This is a genomic window from Methylocystis sp. MJC1 (assembly GCF_026427715.1).
Classification (GTDB): Bacteria; Pseudomonadota; Alphaproteobacteria; order Rhizobiales; family Beijerinckiaceae; genus Methylocystis.
In genome coordinates this window covers 2,065,849-2,086,029 of the sequence record NZ_CP107558.1, presented here as the reverse complement: position 1 = coordinate 2,086,029, position 20,181 = coordinate 2,065,849, and the positions used below count along the sequence as shown (strand labels likewise).

At 64.4% G+C, this 20,181-nt stretch carries 21 protein-coding genes; 13 read left to right on the top strand and 8 right to left on the bottom strand.

Annotation, left to right across the window (positions count from 1 at the left end):
* The first annotated feature begins 54 nt into the window (after nt 1-54).
* Nucleotides 55-288 carry a hypothetical protein gene (locus tag OGR47_RS10150; protein ID WP_165048740.1) on the top strand — a complete coding sequence of 78 codons (234 nt, stop codon included), beginning with the start codon at nt 55-57 and terminating at the stop codon, nt 286-288.
* Nucleotides 289-290: 2 nt separating this feature from the next.
* On the opposite strand, the gene recG is transcribed toward OGR47_RS10150, so the two are convergent.
* A complete protein-coding gene (recG, locus tag OGR47_RS10145) occupies nt 291-2,393 on the bottom strand; it encodes an ATP-dependent DNA helicase RecG (RefSeq protein ID WP_165048738.1) in 2,103 nt (700 codons plus the stop codon).
* A 105-nt stretch (nt 2,394-2,498) separates the two neighbouring features.
* On the opposite strand from recG, the gene OGR47_RS10140 reads away from it, so the two are divergent.
* The gene (locus tag OGR47_RS10140; protein ID WP_165048736.1) at nt 2,499-2,750 is read left to right on the top strand and encodes an AbrB/MazE/SpoVT family DNA-binding domain-containing protein; all 252 of its coding nucleotides are present in this window, start codon (nt 2,499-2,501) and stop codon (nt 2,748-2,750) included.
* A complete protein-coding gene (locus OGR47_RS10135) occupies nt 2,747-3,166 on the top strand; it encodes a type II toxin-antitoxin system death-on-curing family toxin (RefSeq protein ID WP_165048733.1) in 420 nt (139 codons plus the stop codon). Before OGR47_RS10140 ends, OGR47_RS10135 begins: the two co-directional genes overlap by 4 nt.
* A 259-nt stretch (nt 3,167-3,425) precedes the next feature.
* On the opposite strand, the gene OGR47_RS10130 is transcribed toward OGR47_RS10135, so the two are convergent.
* The gene (locus OGR47_RS10130) at nt 3,426-4,070 is read right to left on the bottom strand and encodes a M15 family metallopeptidase (protein ID WP_165048731.1); all 645 of its coding nucleotides are present in this window, start codon (nt 4,068-4,070) and stop codon (nt 3,426-3,428) included.
* A 78-nt stretch (nt 4,071-4,148) separates the two neighbouring features.
* On the opposite strand from OGR47_RS10130, the gene OGR47_RS10125 reads away from it, so the two are divergent.
* Nucleotides 4,149-4,442 (top strand): peptide-binding protein, encoded by a 294-nt coding sequence (locus tag OGR47_RS10125; protein WP_165048729.1) that lies wholly within the window; start codon nt 4,149-4,151, stop codon nt 4,440-4,442.
* A 111-nt stretch (nt 4,443-4,553) separates the two neighbouring features.
* Here OGR47_RS10125 and OGR47_RS10120 read toward each other — a convergent pair whose 3' ends face one another.
* Complete coding sequence (locus OGR47_RS10120; RefSeq protein ID WP_165048727.1) at nt 4,554-5,237, bottom strand: orotate phosphoribosyltransferase; 684 nt, start codon at nt 5,235-5,237, stop codon at nt 4,554-4,556.
* A 326-nt stretch (nt 5,238-5,563) separates the two neighbouring features.
* A complete protein-coding gene (locus OGR47_RS10115; RefSeq protein ID WP_165048724.1) occupies nt 5,564-6,268 on the bottom strand; it encodes a glutathione binding-like protein in 705 nt (234 codons plus the stop codon).
* 82 nt (nt 6,269-6,350) lie between these two features.
* Here OGR47_RS10115 and OGR47_RS10110 point away from each other — a divergent pair, with 82 nt between their 5' ends.
* The 7 genes from OGR47_RS10110 (at nt 6,351) to OGR47_RS10080 (ending at nt 11,703) form a co-directional block, all read left to right on the top strand.
* Nucleotides 6,351-7,295, top strand: coding sequence for a hypothetical protein (locus OGR47_RS10110; RefSeq protein ID WP_165048722.1), 945 nt, complete (start codon nt 6,351-6,353; stop codon nt 7,293-7,295).
* A gap of 1 nt (nt 7,296) precedes the next feature.
* Nucleotides 7,297-8,421 (top strand): GNAT family N-acetyltransferase, encoded by a 1,125-nt coding sequence (locus tag OGR47_RS10105; protein ID WP_165048720.1) that lies wholly within the window; start codon nt 7,297-7,299, stop codon nt 8,419-8,421.
* On the top strand, nt 8,418-8,906 hold the full coding sequence (locus tag OGR47_RS10100) for a DUF2165 family protein (RefSeq protein ID WP_165048718.1): 489 nt from the start codon (nt 8,418-8,420) through the stop codon (nt 8,904-8,906). Before OGR47_RS10105 ends, OGR47_RS10100 begins: the two co-directional genes overlap by 4 nt.
* Nucleotides 8,907-8,944: 38 nt before the next feature.
* Nucleotides 8,945-9,802: a patatin-like phospholipase family protein gene (locus tag OGR47_RS10095; protein WP_165048716.1), complete on the top strand. Its 858-nt coding sequence runs from the start codon at nt 8,945-8,947 to the stop codon at nt 9,800-9,802.
* A 75-nt stretch (nt 9,803-9,877) separates the two neighbouring features.
* The gene (locus OGR47_RS10090) at nt 9,878-10,282 is read left to right on the top strand and encodes a hypothetical protein (RefSeq protein WP_165048713.1); all 405 of its coding nucleotides are present in this window, start codon (nt 9,878-9,880) and stop codon (nt 10,280-10,282) included.
* Nucleotides 10,283-10,572: 290 nt separating this feature from the next.
* On the top strand, nt 10,573-11,430 hold the full coding sequence (locus tag OGR47_RS10085; protein ID WP_165048711.1) for a tRNA nucleotidyltransferase: 858 nt from the start codon (nt 10,573-10,575) through the stop codon (nt 11,428-11,430).
* A gap of 84 nt (nt 11,431-11,514) precedes the next feature.
* Entirely contained in the window at nt 11,515-11,703 is a 189-nt protein-coding gene (locus tag OGR47_RS10080) for a hypothetical protein (protein ID WP_165048709.1), read from the top strand.
* Here OGR47_RS10080 and OGR47_RS10075 read toward each other — a convergent pair.
* Together OGR47_RS10075 and OGR47_RS10070 are read right to left on the bottom strand one after the other, a co-directional pair.
* Nucleotides 11,700-12,284 (bottom strand): GNAT family N-acetyltransferase, encoded by a 585-nt coding sequence (locus OGR47_RS10075; RefSeq protein WP_165048706.1) that lies wholly within the window; start codon nt 12,282-12,284, stop codon nt 11,700-11,702. The two genes, OGR47_RS10080 and OGR47_RS10075, sit on opposite strands and share 4 nt — an antisense overlap.
* Nucleotides 12,281-14,638, bottom strand: a complete 2,358-nt coding sequence (locus OGR47_RS10070; protein WP_165048704.1) for an Orn/Lys/Arg decarboxylase N-terminal domain-containing protein — start codon at nt 14,636-14,638, stop codon at nt 12,281-12,283. The genes OGR47_RS10075 and OGR47_RS10070 overlap by 4 nt, the downstream gene beginning before the upstream one ends.
* Nucleotides 14,639-14,981: 343 nt before the next feature.
* Between OGR47_RS10070 and OGR47_RS10065 the strand changes: the two genes are divergently transcribed.
* Together OGR47_RS10065 and OGR47_RS10060 are read left to right on the top strand one after the other, a co-directional pair.
* Nucleotides 14,982-15,290, top strand: a complete 309-nt coding sequence (locus OGR47_RS10065) for a DUF5132 domain-containing protein (protein WP_165048702.1) — start codon at nt 14,982-14,984, stop codon at nt 15,288-15,290.
* Nucleotides 15,287-15,727, top strand: a complete 441-nt coding sequence (locus OGR47_RS10060) for a hypothetical protein (protein WP_246729549.1) — start codon at nt 15,287-15,289, stop codon at nt 15,725-15,727. The genes OGR47_RS10065 and OGR47_RS10060 overlap by 4 nt, the downstream gene beginning before the upstream one ends.
* A gap of 45 nt (nt 15,728-15,772) precedes the next feature.
* On the opposite strand, the gene metK is transcribed toward OGR47_RS10060, so the two are convergent.
* Together metK and OGR47_RS10050 are read right to left on the bottom strand one after the other, a co-directional pair.
* Nucleotides 15,773-16,948: a methionine adenosyltransferase gene (metK, locus tag OGR47_RS10055; protein ID WP_165048700.1), complete on the bottom strand. Its 1,176-nt coding sequence runs from the start codon at nt 16,946-16,948 to the stop codon at nt 15,773-15,775.
* On the bottom strand, nt 16,938-19,937 hold the full coding sequence (locus tag OGR47_RS10050) for a cation-translocating P-type ATPase (RefSeq protein ID WP_165048698.1): 3,000 nt from the start codon (nt 19,935-19,937) through the stop codon (nt 16,938-16,940). Before OGR47_RS10050 ends, metK begins: the two co-directional genes overlap by 11 nt.
* Between the last annotated feature and the right edge of the window lie 244 nt (nt 19,938-20,181).

Below are 20,181 nucleotides of genomic sequence, written 5' to 3'. Positions count from 1 at the left end.
ATTTTCGAGGTGGAGCAGACGAAGCTTCGCTTTGCGTTGCATGTCGAAAGAGCAATGCGCGCGGACGAGTTGGCGGCGTCGGAGAAGGGCACCTACCGCGCCGTCGCAAAGGCCATGATGAATCAAGAGTGCTTTCAGAACTACATGGATTTCGAGACCGTGCTGCTCGCGCCGCAGGCTCTTATTGTCGCCGACGCCCGGACGTTGAATTTTGACCGTCGCGTCCCCTTTGAGACGGTGGCGGGCTTCCTCCCCGAGTTTGGTGACGCTCTGCGGGCGGCCGCGTGATTTTACCCTGCGCGTAAAAGTCTGATCGCTTCGTCCCGCTCGAAAAGATAGAGCAGGGCGCGCAGCGCGCTGCCGCGATCGCTCGCCAGTTCGGGGTCGCGCCGTAGGATGATCTCGGCGTCGTCCCGTGCGATGGCGAGGAGGCGGGCGTGGGCGGCAAGATCGGCGAGACGAAAGCCCGGCAAGCCGGCCTGCCGCGTTCCGAGTAACTCGCCTTCGCCGCGCAGCCGCAAGTCCTCTTCCGCGATACGGAATCCGTCTTCCGTCTGCCGTAATACCATCAGGCGCGCCTTTGCGGCTTCGCTCAACGGGCCCTTATAGAGCAAGAGGCAGCTCGACTTTCCCGAGCCACGGCCGACACGCCCGCGGAGCTGATGCAATTGCGCAAGGCCGAAGCGTTCGGCGTGTTCGATCACCATGATCGTCGCTTCGGGCACGTCGACGCCGACCTCCACCACTGTCGTTGCGACGAGCAGGCGCGTGCCGCCGCGCTGGAAGGCCTCCATGGCGGCGTCTTTTTCAGGCCCTTTCATTTTTCCGTGCAGCAGACCAACGGAGTCGCCGAAATAATGGCGCAGATCGGCGGCGCGCGCCTCGACGGCGGCAAGGTCGAGGTCTTCATTCTCTTCCACAAGCGGGCATACCCAATAGGCGCGAGCGCCTTCGGCCAGCGCGCGCTGGAGCCCTGCGACGACTTCGCCAATGCGCGCCGCGGGCAGGGCGCGGGTGGAGATCGGCGTGCGGCCGGGCGGCTTTTCGTCCAGGGCCGAGGAGTCCATGTCGCCGAACGCCGTGAGCGCCAAGGTGCGGGGAATGGGCGTCGCCGTCATCACCAGCACATCGACCGCCTCGCCCTTGGCGCCGAGCGCGAGCCTCTGCTGCACGCCGAAGCGATGCTGCTCATCGACGACGGCGAGGCCGAGATCGTGGAAGGCGAGATCGCTCTGCACCAGCGCATGCGTGCCGACGACGACATCGACCTCTCCGGCCGCAATGGCGGCATGCGCCGCGGCGCGTTCGCTTTGCTTCAACCGTCCGGTAAGAAGCTTCACGCGCACGCCCGCGGGCTCCATGAGCGGCGCGAGGCGCTCATAATGCTGGCGCGCGAGAATTTCGGTCGGCGCCATCAAGGCTGCCTGTCGCCCGCATTCGACAACGCTCGTCATGGCGAGCGCAGCGACAACCGTCTTGCCGGAGCCAACGTCGCCCTGGACAAGACGCAGCATGCGCATCTGCGAGGCAAGGTCGGCGCGGATATCCGCGAGGGCGCGTTGCTGCGCGCCGGTGAGGCGGAAGGGAAGGCCGGCCTCGATTGCGCGCGAGATGCGCCCGTCGCCTTTGTTCTCCCGTCCCGGCAGGCGGCGCATTTTTGCGCGCATCAGCCGTAACGCGAGCTGGCTTGCGAGCAATTCGTCGAGCGCCAGGCGCTGCCGCGCGGGATGCTGCGGCGAGAGAGACGCGGGACTGTCCGGGCGATGCGCCGTGCGCAGGGCGTCGGCGAAGGCGGGGAGCTTGTTGGCGGCGAGCACGGTTGGCTCCTGCCATTCGGGCAGCACGGGCAAGCGCGCAAGCGCCTCTTCTGTGGCCCGCAAGACAAAACGCGCCTGCAATCCTTCGGTGAGTCCATAAACGGCTTCATAGGGCGGCAGCTTGGCGAGGCCGGCCTCGTCGAGCACGCGGTCGGGATGCACCATCTGGCGGCGGCCGTCGTAAAGCTCGATGCGGCCTGAGATCCAGCGCGTTGCTCCCAGCGGCAGGCTGCGTTCAATCCAATCGGCGTTGGCCAGGAAGAAGACGAGCTCCACATCGCCCGTGTCGTCCTCGACGAGCACCCGATAGGGCTGCTTCGCGTAGCGTCCCTGCGGCCGGCGATGCGCCGCGACGCGCGCCTTGATGACCACCAAGGTCTCCAATGGCGCCTCGGCGATGGTGAGGCGCTGGCTGCGGTCGATGATGTTCGTGGGCAGATGGAACAGCAGGTCGACAAGGCGCGCCTGCTGGCCGGCCTTGGCCAACAGGCGATCGAAAAGAGGCGCGGTCTTCGGACCGACGCCGGAAAGGGCTGCAACGCGGCCAAAGAGCGGGGAGAGAATGTCGGGTCGCATGGAGGGCGCAGTTTATCCACCGGCGGTCATTTGTCATGTTGCCGCCGCCATTTGTGTGTTTTAACTTTGGTATTAACACATCATGTTGATACGAGAGTTCAAACATTGAGCGAGACAAATCCTGGCGAAGCCTTTGGCGCGCTCAAGATTATCCGCATCGGCAATTCCCTCGGGGTGGTGCTGCCGCGCGAGATCATTGCCGATCTTGCGGTTGAAAAAGGCGACCGGCTGTATCTGACGCGCTCTCCCGAGGGCTACCGAATCACCAAAAGCGACCCCGACTTCGAACGCCGCGTAGCGCTGGCGCGGCGGATCATCAGCCAGCGACATAATGCGCTGCGCCAGCTTGCAAAATGACCGGCTGGCGATTTCTCGATAGAAATATCGCGCTTGCGATCCATGAGGAGGTTCTTGCCGCACATGGCGGAGCCGTCGGCCTCATCAGCGAGGCGGCTTTGACGGATGCGATCATGCGCCCCAAAGACCTTGCGCTGAAGGACCCGCAATGCGACGCCGCGCGCCTCGCCGCGGCCACCGCCGCCGGCTTCATCCGCTGTCATCCTTTCGTCGACGGCAAGAAGCGCGTGGCCCTCGTGGCGATGGAGCTATTTCTTGTGGACAACGGCTTTGAGCTGGAGGCGAGCGACGAGGAGTGTTTCGTTCTGATGTCGCAGTTCGCCAATCGCGAGATCGACGAAATGGCTTTGGCAGACTGGATTCGGGCGAATTGTCAGGAGAGACTCGCGGGTCTGGGCAAAAGCGCCAAAGAATAAATTTCCCCCAGCGGGACCTGCAGTGGGATGACGCGAAAAGCTTTTCCTTTTTTTGGCTTGAACGACGCGCGGGCGGGCTTCGTCATCCCCGGCGGGCTTAAAGCCCGACCGGGGATCCAGAGCCACAAAAGCGCTGTCTTTGCCCTGGATTCCAGATCGCTCGCTGCGCGAGCGTCGGGAATGACAGTGAGCCCGGTCGAGCCGATTCCATATCGAATGATCGTGGTATTGGTGAACTCGGCGCCGCAGGCGAACCAGCTTACTCGATCTCCAGATCGTAGCGCGCCGCATCCCCCGCGCCCTTGAAGGCGTAATGCCACCACTCGCGCGGATAATTCTCGAAGCCGTGGCGTTTCATCAACGCGACCAGCGCGTCGCGATGCGCGCGTGCGTCTCCGGCGACTTTGGATTTCGTCCAGGAGCGCGGATCGAAGAAATCGAAGGGCGTGCCGAAATTCCAGCCGACGACGCCGAGATCGACGGCGAGGCCCGTCGAATGGGTGGATTGCGCGGCGATATAGCCCTGCGCAAAGAGCTGGCTCTTGTCGAGGCGCGGATAATAGGCGGGCTTCGTCGTCTGGTCGGCGTTGCGCGACCATTCCACGAATGAGGCGACGGCGCGCATCGGCCGGTAGCAGTCATAGACGGCGAGAGAGAAGCCCTGCGCCTTCGCGTCGGCCTGCGCGTCGGCAAGCGCCCTAGCGGCCTCGGCGCGCAGCCAGCATTGCGGCGCGCGATAGCCGGGAACCGGATGGCCGGTGAAATTATCCGGCCCCGCATAACGCATGTCCTGCGCAATATCTGGCGCATTGTCTGCGAGGCGCGCGAAGCCGGGCGGCGGCTCGGCATGGGCCGTCGTGGCGGCGATGGCGAGGAGGCAGGCGAAAGGGGCCGTCTTGTTCATCGGAAGCTCTGTGCGCCCGCGCAACTGCGCGCGCGGCCGGGGCGATTATAGCGGATTGCGCAGATCAAGGAGGTTTCTATGACTGAGAAATTGTCGATGGGCGCCGGCCTGACTCTGGCCGCGCTCGCCGCCACGGTCGCCTGGGCCGCGCCAGCGCTCGCCGGCGACCGCTGCAAGGTGACGGACTCGGCCGGCACGCCTCTCAATATCCGCGACCAGCGGAAGAACATCATCGGCGCGATCGAGAACGGCCGCGTCGTCTACATCCAACGCTATGGCGAGGACAGCGACGGCAAGCCCTGGGCCTATGTCTCGACTGCAGGCGGCAAACGGCTCGGCTGGGTCTATCGCGAGTTCATCAGCTGCTATTGAGGGCCCGTCATTGCGAGGGCGAAAGCGACGAAGCGACCCAGCGCCGGGATGCTGCTCTGGATTGCTTCGCTTTGCTCGCAATGACGACATTGGCAGGTTTGGCGAGCAGCCTTACGCCTTCGGCTTGTCCGCCCCGCCATGCGCGGCCGACCAGGCGATCGGATCGGCGATGAAGGCCTCGATCTCCTTCAGCGCATGCTCGGGGAAATAGCCGTGCTCCCGGGCCACCGCCAGCACGTCGCGCCAGGTGGCGAGATAATGCAGCTCGACGCCGAGCTTGCCCATATCGTCCCGGGCGCCGGCGAAGATGTCGTAGAAGAAAAACACGAACACATGCTCGCAGCGTTGCCCGGCGTCGCGCAGCGCCTGCACGAAATCCTTCTTGGAGCCGCCGTCGGTGGCGAGATCCTCGACGAGCAAAGCGCGGCCGTTCTCGTGAAGATCGCCCTCGATGCGGGCGTTGCGGCCGAAGCCCTTGGGCTTCTTGCGGACATATTGCATCGGCAGCATCAGGCTGTCCGACACCCAGGCGGCGAAGGGGATGCCCGCCGTCTCGCCGCCGGCAATCACGTCGAGGGACTCATAGCCGATGTCGCGCTCGATCGTACGCGCGGCGAATTCCGTCAGGCGGCGGCGCAGGCGCGGGAAGCTGATAACCTTGCGCATGTCGATATAGACGGGCGACGCCCATCCTGCCGTGGTGATGAAAGGCTTCTCGACATTGACGAGCACAGCCTGCACCTCGATGAGCGCCTTAGCGGTTTCCTGGGCGTAGAATTGACGGTCGTTGGACATGGCGCGGCTAAGTCTCCTTGGTGTTTCGCTGAGCATCAGGTGTAGAGCGATCATGGGGAGGGGCGCATGGCCCGCATGCACACATCTTCATGTCGCCGCCCTCGTCATGGCCGGGCTTGTCCCGGCCATCCACGCCATGCAGCGACAGCTAATGCTGGGCATTCATCCATAGCGATAACGCGTCCTGTTGGGCTGTGCCCCAGGGCGTGGGTGGCCGGGACAAGCCCGGCCATGACGGCCCCGAGATGTGTGACTCCCTTAGCCCGTAAAGGGGAGGGGGAGGGAAGCTGCGCGCCCGGCCATTTCCCTGGCGCCCCGCCTATAGCCTATTTCGCATCCGGGCGCTCGGCCGTCTGGCCGAAGAGAATTTCCCGCTCGAGCGCGGAAAAATCGGGGCCTTTGCGCTCATAGGGCGCGCCGGCGGCATAGGCGCGGGCGACCGCCGGCCGGGCCTTGATCGTTTCGAACCAGCGCTTGAGATGCGGGAAGTCGTCCAAATCCTGGCCCTGGTCGGCGTGCGGCACGATCCAGGGATAGCAGGCGATGTCGGCGATGGAGTAGTCGCCGGCGACATAGGGCGATTTGGCGAGCTCGCGATCCAGCACGCCATAGAGGCGATTGGTCTCGTTGCGGTAGCGCTCGATGGCGTAGGGGATGCGCGCCGGCGCATATTTGGCGAAATGGTGGTTTTGCCCGGCCATCGGGCCGAGCCCGCCAACCTGCCAGAACAGCCATTGCAGGGCGTGCATGCGTCCGCGCAGGTCGGCAGGAAGCAACCGGCCCGTCTTCTCGGCGAGATAGAGAAGGATCGCTCCGGATTCGAACAATGCGACCTCGGGCCCGCCGTCGGCAGGCGTGCGGTCGATGATCGCCGGCATGCGATTGTTGGGCGAGATGGCCAAAAACTCTGGCTTGAACTGGTCGCCCTTGCCGATGTCCACCGGCTTGATGCGATAGGCCAGACCCGTCTCCTCCAGGAAGATCGTGATCTTATGGCCGTTCGGGGTAGGCCAGTAATAGAGGTCGATCATGGGAGACTCCTTGCCGCATCCACCTTTTATTTCCATTTCGAGCGCTAGCCTGTCGCGAATTTTCACGGGCTCAAGCACTGCGATGACCAAAACTCTTACAGAATGGCGTCCCGAGCAGATCGCAGAGTTCGGCCGAAAACCCATGCTGTTGCGGCATAGGCTGGCCGACCACCCGCTGTTCTGCGACGCGGCGCTGGAGCGTCTGATTGAAGCGACGCCCCGCGACCGATTCCATGTCAATACCATAGCCCGCGACGAAACCGACCCACGCAAATGGCGGGAGGGCGATATGTCGGGGCTCTCCGGCCGCGAGGTGATGGCGGCGGTGGCGCGGGGAAACATTTGGGTTCATCTCCAGCGCGTCCATGAAGCCTTTGAATCCTACGACGATTTTCTGAGCGACCTGTTCGGCGACGTCGAGCGGCGCGTGCCGGGCTTTCGCAGCTACAAGCGCTCGATGAGCGTGCTGATTTCCTCTCCGAACATGAATGTCGCTTTGCATGCCGACGTTCCAGGCCAGAGCCTATGGCAGGTGAGGGGCCGGAAGCGCGTCTGGGTCTATCCGCCGCGCGCACCCTATCTGCCGCAGAACAAGATCGAGAATATCGTCCTTCGGCGCGCGTTCGACACCGATCTTCCCTATGATCCGTCATATGACGCGGGCGCCGAAAGTTTCGAACTTCTGCCGGGCGACTGGTCGAGCTGGCCCCGCAATGCGCCGCATCGCGTCCGCAACGCGGATTGCGTGAATGTATCATTCACGACGGAGCATTGGACGGATGAGCTGCGCGCCGGCTATGCGGTCGATTACGCCAATGGGCTATTGAGGCCGCTCTTTGGCGGCCGCGATCTCTCCCGCGCGACGACCGGCCCGGCCTTTTGGGGCAAGCTCGCCATAGCGGCTGCGCACAAGGGCTGGCGGAAACTAATTGGCCGCACGGTTGCGCCCATGATGATCGACTTCCGGGTCGACCCTGCTGCGGAGGCGGGCTTTCGCGACATCGCGCCTTATCAGGTGATGAAATAGCATGTCGGCCGCCTCGCCATATCGCCTTGAGCGCGCCGAGACCCTCGACGCCATCGATGCGCTCGCCGCCGAATGGGCGGAGCTCGAGAACGCCACGCCCGAGGCCACGGGCTTTCAAAGCTTCATCTGGTGCCGCAGCTGGCTCGCTGTCGCGGGACAAAGCATTCGGCCGCGCGTCCTGTGCCTGCGCGAGGATGGGCGGCTCGTGATGCTGCTGCCGCTGCAGATCGAAACGCGCTTCGGCGTTTCCATTGCGCGCTGGGTCGGCGAACCCATGACCCAATATGGCGACGCGCTGGCGCGCGCCGAGGCGGGTCGGACGCATTGGCGTAAGCTCGTGGAAGCCGAGATGAGGCGCTGGCGCGACGTCGATCTCTTCGCCCTCACGCGGTTGCGGGCCGGCGCCGTCATGGCGGACGGAACCAGAGCGGGCGAACCGTTTTCGGCGCCTTATGTCGATCTGCGTCTCGCGGCGGCGCGCCGCCATAAGAGCGTCGAGCGTCGCGTGAAGCGCCTTGTAGCCCGTGGGCCGCTTGCGCTCGCCCAGGCCGAGACGCCTGCGAAGAGGGAGAGTCTCGCGCGCCATGCGCTCATGCTCAAGCGTAGCTGGCTCGCCGCCAGGGGCGCCTATAGCGCCGGCCTTTCGAACCCGTTTGCGGAGGATTTCATTGCCGCGCTGGCGCGGGACGGCTTTCTGCAGGTCAATGTGCTGCTGGTCGGCGGCGAGACTTGCGCGATGGATCTCGGATTTGTCGGCGGGCGCGCCTATCGTTCCTTCTTGGGTTGTTTCGATGAGCGCTTCGCGGAAGGATCGCCGGGGCAGGCGCTTACGGGCCGCCTTATCGCGCGTTGCGCTGAGGAGGGGCTTGCAGCCTATGACATGCTATTGCCCGCCGACAGCTATAAGCTCGCCTGGGCCACAGGCGAGACGACGATCGAGGCGCGTTTCGTTGCAAGGACGTTGAAAGGCTTTGCGGCGGCTTTCGCGCTCGCCCAGATGCGGCCCTTCGCCAAGCGCGTAATTCACGCCGCCGGACCGATGTGCGCCGGGTTGAAGAGCGCATTCTCATTCCGGCGCCATGGCGCTAGATTGCCGGTGTCGAGGGCAAAGGAGACGGCGACATGATCGTCAGGCTGGCGAAGATCGCGATTGCCTTTTCGGCTGGCGTCCTGATCCTTCTCGTCGCTTTCGACAATCTCTTCGACTACGGCCCGAATTTCGAGGTCGTGGAGCATATCTTGTCAATGGATATGGTCCCATCGAGCCCTCTCAAATGGCGCGCGATCTCGAGCCCGGCGCTGCACCACCTCAGCTATCTTTTGATTATCGCGACCGAATTTGTTTCCGCGGGGCTCACGCTCTACGGCGCATGGATACTCTGGAAGGCGCGGGCAGGGCGGGCGGCGGCTTTCAACAGCGCTAAAGGCCTGGTGCTTGCCGGCCTTTGCGTTGGTTTCCTGCTCTATTTCTTCGGATTCATGGCGATTGGCGAATGGTTCCAGATGTGGCGCGCCGGCGTTTACAACATGCAGGAGCCGGCGTTTCGTTTCATCGGCAGCTTTGGCCTGGCGATGATCTTCATCGCACTGGCGGATATGGAATTGAGCTAGAGGCGCGCTAACTCCCTTCCGCTTGGCGCGTGGAACTCATGAGCGAAGAGAAAACGGCTTTTGTCCTGGCCGGCGGCGGCAGTCTCGGTTGCATCCAGGTCGGCATGCTCAGAGCGCTGCTCGCGGCCGGGGTCTTTCCGGATCTGGTTGTCGGCTCATCGGTCGGCGCCCTGAACGCCTGTTACTTTGCCGCCTATCCGGATGCGGAGGGCGTCGAGTCTCTTGCCAAAATCTGGGCGTCGGTGCGGCGCAGGGACATCTTCCCATTCACACTGGGGATGGCGTTGTCCGTCATCAAGCGGCGCGACTCCCTGGTCGATCCTTCTCCGCTGCGGCGGCTTATCGAGAAAGCGTTACCGTACCGCTTCCTGGAGGAAGCCAAGCTGCCCGTGTGCCTCGTGGCGACAGACATGCAAGGGGTCGCTGTTCCCTTGTCGCGGGGCGAGGCTGTCGAGGCCATCATGGCGAGCGCGGCGGTCCCCGGCGTTTACCCGACGGTCGAGATCGATGGCGCGCCTCTGATGGATGGCGCGGTCGCCGCCAACACGCCGCTCCTCGCCGCCGCGTCGCTTGGCGCGACAAGGATCTTCATCCTGCCCACCGGCTATGCCTGCGATCTCCAAGGACCGCCGTCGGGCGCGGTCGCGCGGGCGCTCCACGCCATCACCCTGCTGATTGCCTGGCAATTGAGCCGGGACATCGAACGTCTGTCGGAGACCGTGGAGCTGCACATGGCGCCCGCGCTCTGCCCGCTCGACGTTTCTCCTTACGATTTCTCGCAGTCAGAACGGCTGATGACCCGTGCGACTCTTTCGACGCAAAAATGGATCGAAGGAGGCGGTCTCTCTTTGCGCGCCGCGTCCTCGCAGCTCGCGCCGCATCACCATCGGCATTAGCGATCAAGCGCGCCCCCATTAGTGATGTTCGCGCAAAACCCAGCGCGCATCTCACCCCGCGTCGGGAGCGCTGATATGATCGCCGTCAGTGCGGAGGTTCCCATGCGCTTTCTCACGTCCTTGGCCGTCTATCTCGTGTCGGCTGCGTTTCCTCTTTTAGCCGCCTCTGGAGCCGACGCCGGCTTTCGCGGCCGTGTCCTGCGCGCCCATGGCCCGACTTTTCTCGGGTCCTGGCTGCAGGAGGGTTGGAACCGGGAGGACTGGTCGCGCGCGCCAGCCGTGCGGGACTGGGGGCTTTCCGCGCCCTGGGATTTCGACCCCATTGCGGGCTATCCGATCAGCGAGGCGGAATATCCGTGGGGCTATACGACGCCCTTCGCACGCGTCGGCCGTCGATGCGTCGCGAGCGAGGTCAACGCCAGCCCAGGCGGCGAGCTGGTGCGCTATCAGCGGGTCCGCCCCTCACATTATTGCAGGTAAGTGACCGGGCGAGGCCGCGCTGTTGGCGCCTTTCGGACATGAGCGAGCAACATTGGAGCCACGAGCGGGACAAGCGCGCCGCTTAAGATTTGACGGTCTCGACGCCGTGCACCCCCCAGTGTCCACGATAGCGGCGGAGAGACTGAAGACCCCCGGCGCAAGCTCGCCAGTTTTGCGCCGGGGGTCGCTGCCGCAGCAAATTGCGAGCGGCAAGGCGTTTGCTAGGGAACCTCCAGTTCGCGCGCTTTGCGGTCGCGTGGACGCTTGCGGGGGAAAAGGGCCGCCTTCCGATGGATTCCAGATCCACTCCGAATTCAGCTGATTTCATCCAGACCCATCCGGGGCTGGGCGTCTTGCGCATGGCGACGCTCTTTGCAGAATCGCAGACCGACCCGGATGACGAAGCGCTGGGGCTCATGTCCGCTCAGGTCGAGGCCGGCGCTTTGGGTGGCGCCGAGCCGTCCGAAATATGGCCGGAGCTGGTTCGCGGGATAATGTGCCCGGCGCCTTCCAAAATGTTCGGGGCTCTGCGCGAGTGCGGCGCCCTTTTTCAGGTCTTGCCGGAGGTCGCCGCGATTTTTGGCGTCCCGCAGCTTTCGGACGAGCCGGCTCAGGTCGATCTCGGCGAGCATATGTTGCAGGCGCTCGATGAGGCGGCCCTCAGGAATGCGCCATTGCCGGTGCGTTTCGCGCTGCTCGTGATGAATATCGGCAAGTCCGATTCCCCGCGCGAGCATCTTCCGGTCCATTACAAGCATATCGAGCGAGGGCGCCCGCGCGTCGAGGCGCTCTGTGCGCGCTTCGAGGCGCCTGAGGACTGCAAGGAGCTGGCGCTTCTGGCGCTGGCCGAATGCGAGCGCGTGCATCGCGTATCGAAAATGCGCGCCGGGCCCGTCGCGGCGATGCTCGAACGCCTGGGGGCCTTTAGCACATCGGAGCAGTTCCACCAGCTCATGACCGTCTGCGCTTGCGACTTCTGCGCCCATCCGGGCCGTTCGGGCCAGTCCTATCAAAAGTCGGCCCTGCTCGACATCGCGTTCGAAGCCTGCGCTGAAGTCGACAACGCCGCTGACGACCAAACGATGGCGCGCGCCGAGGCGATTGCGCGCGCGTTCCGCTCTCTACGCTGGTCCGACGAGCCCGCTTGAGCGGGCGGAAAGCGCTCTAAGCACTTCCCCCAAGTGGAAATGAGCGCCTGTCTCTGCGTTTATGGCGGGGACGCGGAGAGGCGCATGCTCGATCTTATCTTTATTTGTCGGCTCGACTTTCTGGTTGGACAGAGCGCGCTCGAGGAGCACGCTGACCGTAAGCCGATCGTGCGCGAAGCAAGACAACATCGCGACCATGCGCCGCTCCGCCAGCCGCGTAGCGACGCGGCCGCTGAGCGTGACTCCAGCGATAATCCTGTCGAGCCGAGCTAACGCTGTACCCCTGGCGGCAAAGACGCGCCGGGGCCGAGCGAGCGCTGCATGATCACCGAGTCCGTCCAACGGCCATATTTGAAGCCGACCGACGAGAGATAGCCCGCCTGCACGAAGCCGCAGGCCTTGTGGAGCCTCAGCGAGGCCTCGTTCGCCGCGTCGATATAGCCGATCAGCTGGCGGTAGCCCGCCGCCGCGCAGGCGTCGATCAGCGCCGGCAGCAAAAGGCGACCAACGCCCCGATGCAAATGGCTCGGATCGACATAGATCGAGTGCTTGACGACATAGCGATAGGCCGGCCGCTTCCGAAACGGGACGGCATAGGCGTAGCCGATCACGGCCCCGTCCAGCTCCGCGACAAGATGGGGCAGGCGGTGCTTGCCCATATTCTTCCGACGCCGCTTGAGGTCGTCTTTCTGCGGCGTCTCGTAAAGCGGCGCATCGGACGGATCGAGCCCCTTGCGGATATGATGCAGATAGATCGCGAGCATCGCGTCGACGTCGTCGTCGCGCGAGGGTCTCACGACGATCGCGGAACGCCCGGCTTCCGCAATGGCGGTTCTCTCTGACTCCAGGGTCATTCGCTCACGACATAAGTGTAGAGGCGCAGCCGGCCTTGTGCGTCGGTCTCCTTATAGAGCCCCTGAATTTCATAGTCGAAACCCGGGAACTGATTGGCGCTGCGTTCGAACATTTTCAGATAGTGCAACATGGGCCGCGCTTTTTCGTCGAGCCGCTCGCCGGGAACGATGGTGGCGATACCCGGCGGATAGACGACCCAGAGCGTCGTCGCAATGCGCCCTTCAATTTCATCGAGCGTCAGATAATCGACCTTGTTGCGCACGAGATGCAGATAGGCCTCGCGCGGCGTCATCGCCATGTCGGGCAAATGCTCGTGCGCAAATTGCGCACGCTGCAAAGCGCTGACGCCGGCTTCCTTGAAGAAGCGATGCATATCGCCGCAGAGATCGCGCAGCCGCACGCCTTTGTAGCGGCCCGGCCGCCGCGCCACGAACTCGGGAATGACGTCCTGTAGAAGCGCGTTGTCGTCGTGCAGCCGTTTGAAGGCGACGAGCGCCGAAACGAGCGTGCCCGCCTTGCTGGATTCGACGCCCGGCGTCAGCAGGAAGAGGAGTGAGTTGAGATCGTTCTTCTCCGGCACGATGCGGTTCTCGCGCAAATATTGCGCGACGATCGGGGCGGGGACGCCGTGATCCTCATAGGCGCCCGTGCTGCGGTCGAAGCCCGGCGTGAGCAAGGTGAGCTTGCAAGGGTCAGTGATTGCAAAGCCCGGCGCCATGTCCTGGAAACCATGCCAGCCCGCGCCCGGCGCAAGCTCCCAAAAGGCGGCGTTGCGCGAGAGTTGTTCGGTGGAGACCATTTCCCAGCCGACTTGATGCGCGCCGGTTTCGCGCGCGGCGTCGGGGATCGAGACCTTATCGGGAACGAAAGGATCGAAGAACCAGCGCCGCGCCGGATCCTTCTCCTTGTCCTCGAATTCGCGCCGCACGGCGCGCAGCTTCTTGCGCAGCTCGATGCCGAGACGCACTGTGTCGTCCCACAGAACTTCGCCGGAACGGCCTTTCATCATCTGCGCACCGACGTCGAGCGAAGCGAACAGCGGATAGAAAGGCGAGGTCGAGGCGTGCTGCATGAAGCCTTCGTTGAAGCGCTTGTGCTCGACCCGGCGCCTCTGCCCCTTGATATGCCGATCGCGCACATGGATCTGCGACGCCTGCGAAAAGCTCGCGAGCTGCTTATGCGTCGATTGGGTGGCGACGATGCCGGGCGAGGCCTCGGTGAGATTTTTGAGCCCCATGGCGAAGCGCCGCTCGTAGAGCGGGTGGAATTTCATGAAGCCCGCCCAGGCCTCGTCGAACAGGATATAGTCGCACAAATGGCCGATCTTCTTCACGATCCATTCGGCGTCGTAGATGGTGCCGTCATAGGTGCATTGCTCGATCACCGCGACGCGGAAGGGCCGCTCCTTGCGCCAGGCGTCCTTTTCCTTGACCAGCGGATTGTCGCGAATGCGCGCGCGCAGCGTCTCTTCGTCGAAGGCTTTGTGGTCGATCGGGCCGATCAGGCCGAGGGCGTTGCGCGTCGTCGGCAGAAAGATCGGCACGCCGCCGCTCAAGAGCAACGCGCCATGATGCGCGGCCTTGTGATTGTTGCGGTCGAAGAGCACGAGATCGCCTTCGGCCACGAGATTGGTGAGGACGACCTTGTTCGACGTGGACGTGCCGTTGAGCACGAAATAGGTCTTTTCCGCCCCGAAGATTTCGGCTGCCGCCTTCTGCGCTTTGAGCGCCGGGCCTTCGTGGGTGAGGAGGTCGCCGAGTTCGACAACGGAATTGTCCAGATCGTCGCGGAAGACGGCTTCGCCGAGATGCTCCATGAAGATGCGGCCGATCGGGCTGCGGCTATAGAAAATGCCGCCATTATGGCCGGGGCAGGTCCAGAGCTGATTGCCTTCTTCGGCGTAATCGACAATGGCGCCGAAGAAAGGCGTCTTCAGCGTGTCGGCATATTGCTTGAGGCGCGAAACGAGGTTCTTGGCGATGAACTCCGGCGTCTCCTCCGCCAGGAACACATAGCCGTCGATGAAGTCGAGCACCTCGACCGGAATATCCTCGAAGCGCTTGCGGCGGATGAGCAGCACGATCGGCATATCGAGGCCGCGCTTGCGCATCAGATCGATGAGCGAAGCGGTCTTGCCTTCGATGCCCCTTTTGCCCCAGTCGACCACAAGGCATCCGATCGCGGCGTCCGTCTGCACGACGATCTCGGCGTCCTCCAGCCGCCGCGCCCGCACGACCTGAAAGCCCATGCGCTCGATGGCCGCGATGATCTGATTGACGCGCAGGCCTTCGAGGTCGTCTGCCTCGAAATTGGGCGCGGAGAAGAGGAAAGTGAAGCGCTGGGAAAAGTCCATCCGATGCCGTCCATTCGGAAAGCGCGCGCGAAGCTGAGCCGCGCTGTCGCGTCTCGCAGACACTTCTTCGATGACGCAATCGTGACAGCGCGCGGGGTTTACGCCGTTAGCTTGTCAGAAGGCGAGAAGGTAGGCCACCACGAAAAGTTGTCGGGGAAGATGCATCCTTCATGCTGGCCCATTCAGATGAGCATCGGCCGCGCTTCGTAAAAAGCGAGCCGTCATATAACATTCGCGACAGCATCGGACGGTGCGGGCGACGAACGGCAGTTTATGCGCTCGTGAGCGCCTCATTGTCGCGCCTATATATAAACGCCTTGGTTTCCGACGGGGAGAATGCTTCATGAAGCCCTGGGGATTTGCATTTGGCGTGGCGGCCGGCGCCGCAGCGGCTCTCCTGCTTGGCCGCGAAGGAAATCGAGCGCGTCCTGTCGCCAAGGCTGCGCTAAAAGCCGCCGTTCTGGCATTGCACGAAGCCCGCGTGCAGGGCGCGCAACTCATGGAGGCGGCGGAGGACCTTTTCGCCGAGGTGAAGGCGGAGGCGGCCTCTGAAATTTTCACGGCCGCCACGGGGGAAGCCAAGAAGGCAGCCGGCCCAATGCCTGAGAAAGCCGCCGAGGCTGCGCCGCAGCCGGCTTCGAAAGGGGCATGACCATGGAAGCGAGCCTGCCAACCGCCGAAATCGCTCACGCCATGCCCGGAAGGGCCCGTCTGCGATTTCCCGACCGCCTTGGGGACTCGGCCTTTTTTGCCTCAGTCTCCAGCAGCCTGTCGGCGTTGCCGGGCGTCTCCAAAGTTGCGGCGCGGCCGTTCACCGGCAGTGTCCTCATCGAGCACGGGGGATCGCTCGATAAGGTGAGCGAAGCGGCGCGGGAAGCCGGGCTTTTCGCAGTCGGCAAGGCTCCGCCCGCGTCCACCGAGCTACCGGTCGAGATCGATCCGCAGGCTTTCGTTTCATTGGCGCTGATGGGGTTCGCGCTCTGGCAGATGTCCCGAGAAAAAGTCCTGCCGCCGGCTATTACGCTGCTTTGGTACGCCAGTAATCTGGCCGGCGTCTGGCGCAATGTCGTAACTGAGGGTGGCAAGTAGCTCGAGCAGCTTAGAGACGCCTCCATCGTCGCAAGACGCCTTCTCCTAACCGCGCAAAGCCTCGGCAAGATTCGTCGCCTCCCAGGGCAGGTCGAGGTCGCCGCGCCCGAAATGCCCATAGGTCGCGAGCGGCAGGTAAAAGCCGGAAGCGCCGGCGGCCTTGGGACGGCTTCGCAGGGAAAAGCGCCTTACGATGGCGGCGGGGCGGAAGTCGAGGACGGCGGCGAGGCGCTTGGTGATCGCCTCGTCGCTGAACCTGCCGGTATTGAAAGTCTCGACGCTCAGGCTCAGCGGCTCGGCCTGTCCGATGGCGTAGGCCAGATGGACCTCGCAACGCTCCGCCAATCCGGCGGCGACGATGTTTTTGGCGGCGTAGCGCGCCGCATAGGCGCCGGCGCGCTCGATGCGGGAGGGGTCTTTGCCGGAGAGCGCGGAACCGCTCATGCGTGCGATCTCTCCGTAGGAATCGATGCCGTTCTTGCGCCCCGTCAGCCCGGCGTGGCGCCCCGGCCCGCCAATCTCGAGAGGCTCGCCGGCGTTGATGATGACCCGCGTTTCGCCGTCCGGCTTGACGTCACTGCCCGCCAGGGCGTCGAGCGCCAATGTGCGCAGCCGATCCTGCGCTTCCGTTGCGCTCGGATCGTTCAGCGCCACGGTGAGCGACAGGCTATGCACGCGGATCGCGCGTCCGTCCCGATATTGCACAGAGACCTGCGTCTTCGCGTCGGGCGACAGGGAAGTGAAGCCATTGCGGCGCGCCGCATCCAAAGCTTTTGCGATTTTGTGCGCGCAGCTGATCGGGGCGGGCATGAGCTCCGTCGTGTCCCGGCAGGCGTAACCGAAAACATTGGCCTGTTCATGCGCGACCCTGCGCGCGAACGCCTCGGGCGCGTCTCCCGGAGACTCGGACTCGCGAGTGTAGAGCGGAAGCTCGGTCAGGCTCGTCAGGATCGAGCAGTTGCGCGCGTCGAAACCGTCGGAGACATAGCCGGCGTCCATGATGATTCTGCGTGCGAGCGAGGGCAGGTCGACCCCGGCGTCGGCCGCATATCGCGCGGCGAGAAACAGGACGCCGGTGGCGAGAGCGCATTCCACCACCGCCCGCGCGGTTTCGTCCTCCCTCAGCAAGGCGTCGACGGCCGCGTCGCTGATCTGGTCGCATAGCTTGTCGGGATGGCCAGGCGTGACCGACTGGGATGTGAAGATCATGTCAGACGACATGGCTTTCTTCCTCCTGGCGGCCAGTGCGGCGGGCCGCGCCGCGCTCGACCAGATAGCCTAAAAAATCATTGGCGAGCGAGCTGCCGAGGGCGATCGCGCCGATGCGCAGGAGATCGCCCGGACCAAGCGGCGCGAGCCGGAGGAGCCGCCGCGTCGGCGGTAGAAACTGCGCCGCGCATTGGAAGAGCAAAGACATGCCGACGCCGCCATAGAGCAGGGGGTTGGGGCGGCGTCCGATTTCCGCCGTGAGGCCCCGAGTCTCGGAGCGGCAAGCGATGGCGTGCAGCAATTGGGCGAAGGTCAGCCCGTGGAAAGTGATCGTGCTCGCGCGCGCATTCTCTTTCGAGCCGCCAGCGCTGTAATAGCCGAGAAGCGCAGCGGTTCCGATAACGGCGCCTTCGCGCAGGACGCGGCGGAAATCGTTCGCGCCCATGATCGGCGCGCCCGGATCATGCGGCGGCTCGTCGAGAACCTCGGCTTCCGGCGGCTCGAGGCCGAGCGCGAGGGCGGGGAGGGCGTCTGTCGCCAGATTGAGCCAGAGCAGCTGCATCGGCGTCAACGGCGCCCTGGCGTCGACCAGCGCGGCGCCGAGCATGGCGATGGTTTCGGAAGCGTTGGTCGAGACGAGATAACGCAGGACCTTGCGAATATTGGCGTAGGTCGCGCGCCCGAGCTTTATTGCCTCGACGATGCCGTCCATGTCGTCGGTCGCGAGGACGATGTCGGCGACCTGGCGGGCGACATCCGCGCCTTCGCCGCCCATGGCGATGCCGACATCAGCCGCGCGAAGCGCCGGCCCGTCGTTCACGCCATCTCCCGTCATTGCGACAATGCGGCCGCCGACCTGGAGCGCTTTGACGATGTTGAGCTTGTCTACGGGACTGACGCGCGCGAAGACATCCGGTTGCGCCGCCAGCGCCTCGAGAAGCTCGGGAGGCATATTGGCGATCTGTCCGGCTTCCAGAACGCGCAGTTCGTCGCCGTCATTGAGGTCGAGATTGCGCGCGATGGCGAAGGCGGTGGCGCTTTGGTCCCCCGTGATCATGACCGTGCGCACGCCGGCGCGATGCAATTGCTTCAAGGCGGGGCGCACGCTGGCGCGGATCGGATTCGCAATGCCGGCAAGGCCGAGCCAGACGAGATCACGCTCGTCGCGCGGGTCGCCGCCGTCCTCACAATAAGCGACGCCAAGGACGCGCAGCGCATCGCTCGCCATACGCTCATTGGCCCTCAGAGCCGCGGCGCGCGCCGCCTCGTCCAATGGGACGACGCCGTCGCTCCTGCGCTGTCTTGCGCAGCGCGCCAGAACTTCTACGGGGTCGCCCTTCACGCAGAGCTGACGCGCGCCGTCCGGCGTCTCATGCAGCGTGCTCATGCGCTTGCGGCCCTCGCCGCGCGCGGCGCTCGCCAAGGCGCGCGCTGAAAGCCGCAAATCGACCGGATCGAGGCCGAGCGCGACGCCGGCACTCAGCAAGGCGGTCTCGGTCGGCGTGCCGTCGATCGTCACGCCTTTGCCGGTCCGAAATGCGACCGCGTCGCTGCAGAGCGTCGCCACCTCGAAGAGCCGACGCGCCATCTGCCATAGAGCGCCGTCGGTCTCTTCTCCGTTCCGAAGCAGCCGGCCTTCCTGCAATTCGAGCATTGCGCCGTCGAGGTGGATTGCGCCCACGGCCATGCGGTTTTCGGTGAGCGTTCCCGTCTTATCGAGTCCGATGATCTCGACTGCGCCAAGCGTTTCCACCGCGTCGATCTTGCGCACCAGCACCTTGCGCTTGCGCATGTCCTGCACGCCGATCGCTAGAGTTGTCGTGGCGACGGCGGGAAGCCCCTCGGGAATAGCGGCGACGGCGAGTGAGATCGCGCTGCGCAGAGTCTGCACGAAGGGATGGCCGCGGTACAGTCCGAGCCCGAAAACAATCGCGCAGATAACGCCATTGATGATCACCAGCTCGCGTCCGACTTCGCCGAGCTCGCGCTGGATCGGCGTCTCCGGCGGCCGCACGGCGCCGAGCAGCTCCTGCACCCGGCCGATTTCCGTGCGCGCGCCCACGGCGGTGACGATCGCCGCGCCGGAGCCGCCCGTCACCACAGTGCCGCGAAAAACCATGTTGCGGCGATCCGAAACCAGGCTTTCCGCCGGCAGCAGCGCGAGCGCATCCTTGGTGGCCGGGTGCGCCTCGCCGGTCAGCGGCGCCTCGTTGACGCCCAAATCGTCGCTCTCGATCAGGCGCGCATCCGCCGGCACGAAGGCGCTACGCTCGATCACGAGAATGTCGCCGACAGTCAGCGCAGCGCAGTCGATCGACTGCCGCACGCCGTCGCGGATGACCGTCGTCGGCGGGGGCTTTTCAGCGGTCATGCCGAGAATCGTGCGGTCGGCCTCCCGCTCCGTGGCCGTAGCGATGCTCGCATTCACCAGCACAACGGCTGCGATCATGACCGCATCGGCGATCCCGCCGGTCGCAAGCGACAAGCCCGCCGAGATGGCGAGCAAGGCGATCGGCAGGCTGGTCATTTGCTCGGCGAAAATTGCGACTGCGGAGCGGGGCTCGGCAGGCCGCAGCTCGTTGCGGCCCCACTTTGAAATTCGCGCCGCCGCCTCCTTGGCGCTCAGCCCGACGGCAAGCTGGGTTCCGAGCCGCGCGGCAAGCGCGTCGACGGCTTCCGCGTGACAGGCGTCTGCGTCGGGAAGAGTTTTGGAAGATCCGGTTTCAGTCTCCGACGCTGCGGCGTCGAGCGCGAGAGCGAGCGATTCCGCCGTCGCTGGAGGATGAAAGGCGATCAGCGCCGTTCCCGTCAGCCCATTGGTCTTGACGCTGGCGACGCCCGGAATCCTTCTCAGAGCCTTTTCGATCCGTAACCTTTGCTCGTCTCGTCCGAGGAGACTCGCATGCCGCAGCCGAACCCGGCCAGGCACGGCGTCGTGAACGATCCGCGCCCCCATGGTCGCGTCGGCATCGACGGAGTGGTCAAGCTTCGACAGGAGCATCCGCGCGGCCAGGCTGGTATCGCTCGGTATTTTGCTTATTCGACTTGGATGACAAGTAGGCGCCACGTGCGCCTGCGCCGCAGGTCGAAAATCGCGCTGGCGCGTTTCCGTACGAGGCCTATCTGATCCGTGGGGACGAGGGGGCCTTTAGGCGCTCCCAACTTCCCACCCGAAAATACGTATGGCTCCTTGATACTTTTTCATCGGAATATCGGGGCATAGGCTCCAAGCAGAGCGGAGACGG

Bases quoted from the DNA above. Each gene is read 5' to 3' on its own strand.
- OGR47_RS10105 (WP_165048720.1), top strand. From the start codon at position 7,297: ATGTCGGCCGCCTCGCCATATCGCCTTGAGCGCGCCGAGACCCTCGAC.
- OGR47_RS10095 (WP_165048716.1), top strand. From the start codon at position 8,945: ATGAGCGAAGAGAAAACGGCTTTTGTCCTGGCCGGCGGCGGCAGTCTC.
- OGR47_RS10065 (WP_165048702.1), top strand. From the start codon at position 14,982: ATGAAGCCCTGGGGATTTGCATTTGGCGTGGCGGCCGGCGCCGCAGCG.
- OGR47_RS10060 (WP_246729549.1), top strand. From the start codon at position 15,287: ATGACCATGGAAGCGAGCCTGCCAACCGCCGAAATCGCTCACGCCATG.
- OGR47_RS10075 (WP_165048706.1), bottom strand. From the start codon at position 12,284: ATGACCCTGGAGTCAGAGAGAACCGCCATTGCGGAAGCCGGGCGTTCC.
- OGR47_RS10120 (WP_165048727.1), bottom strand. From the start codon at position 5,237: ATGTCCAACGACCGTCAATTCTACGCCCAGGAAACCGCTAAGGCGCTC.
- metK (WP_165048700.1), bottom strand. From the start codon at position 16,948: ATGTCGTCTGACATGATCTTCACATCCCAGTCGGTCACGCCTGGCCAT.
- OGR47_RS10125 (WP_165048729.1), top strand. From the start codon at position 4,149: ATGACTGAGAAATTGTCGATGGGCGCCGGCCTGACTCTGGCCGCGCTC.
- OGR47_RS10150 (WP_165048740.1), top strand. From the start codon at position 55: ATGCGCGCGGACGAGTTGGCGGCGTCGGAGAAGGGCACCTACCGCGCC.
- recG (WP_165048738.1), bottom strand. From the start codon at position 2,393: ATGCGACCCGACATTCTCTCCCCGCTCTTTGGCCGCGTTGCAGCCCTT.
- OGR47_RS10135 (WP_165048733.1), top strand. From the start codon at position 2,747: ATGACCGGCTGGCGATTTCTCGATAGAAATATCGCGCTTGCGATCCAT.
- OGR47_RS10070 (WP_165048704.1), bottom strand. From the start codon at position 14,638: ATGGACTTTTCCCAGCGCTTCACTTTCCTCTTCTCCGCGCCCAATTTC.
- OGR47_RS10085 (WP_165048711.1), top strand. From the start codon at position 10,573: ATGGATTCCAGATCCACTCCGAATTCAGCTGATTTCATCCAGACCCAT.
- OGR47_RS10100 (WP_165048718.1), top strand. From the start codon at position 8,418: ATGATCGTCAGGCTGGCGAAGATCGCGATTGCCTTTTCGGCTGGCGTC.
- OGR47_RS10050 (WP_165048698.1), bottom strand. From the start codon at position 19,937: ATGCTCCTGTCGAAGCTTGACCACTCCGTCGATGCCGACGCGACCATG.
- OGR47_RS10080 (WP_165048709.1), top strand. From the start codon at position 11,515: ATGCTCGATCTTATCTTTATTTGTCGGCTCGACTTTCTGGTTGGACAG.
- OGR47_RS10110 (WP_165048722.1), top strand. From the start codon at position 6,351: ATGACCAAAACTCTTACAGAATGGCGTCCCGAGCAGATCGCAGAGTTC.
- OGR47_RS10090 (WP_165048713.1), top strand. From the start codon at position 9,878: ATGATCGCCGTCAGTGCGGAGGTTCCCATGCGCTTTCTCACGTCCTTG.
- OGR47_RS10130 (WP_165048731.1), bottom strand. From the start codon at position 4,070: ATGAACAAGACGGCCCCTTTCGCCTGCCTCCTCGCCATCGCCGCCACG.
- OGR47_RS10115 (WP_165048724.1), bottom strand. From the start codon at position 6,268: ATGATCGACCTCTATTACTGGCCTACCCCGAACGGCCATAAGATCACG.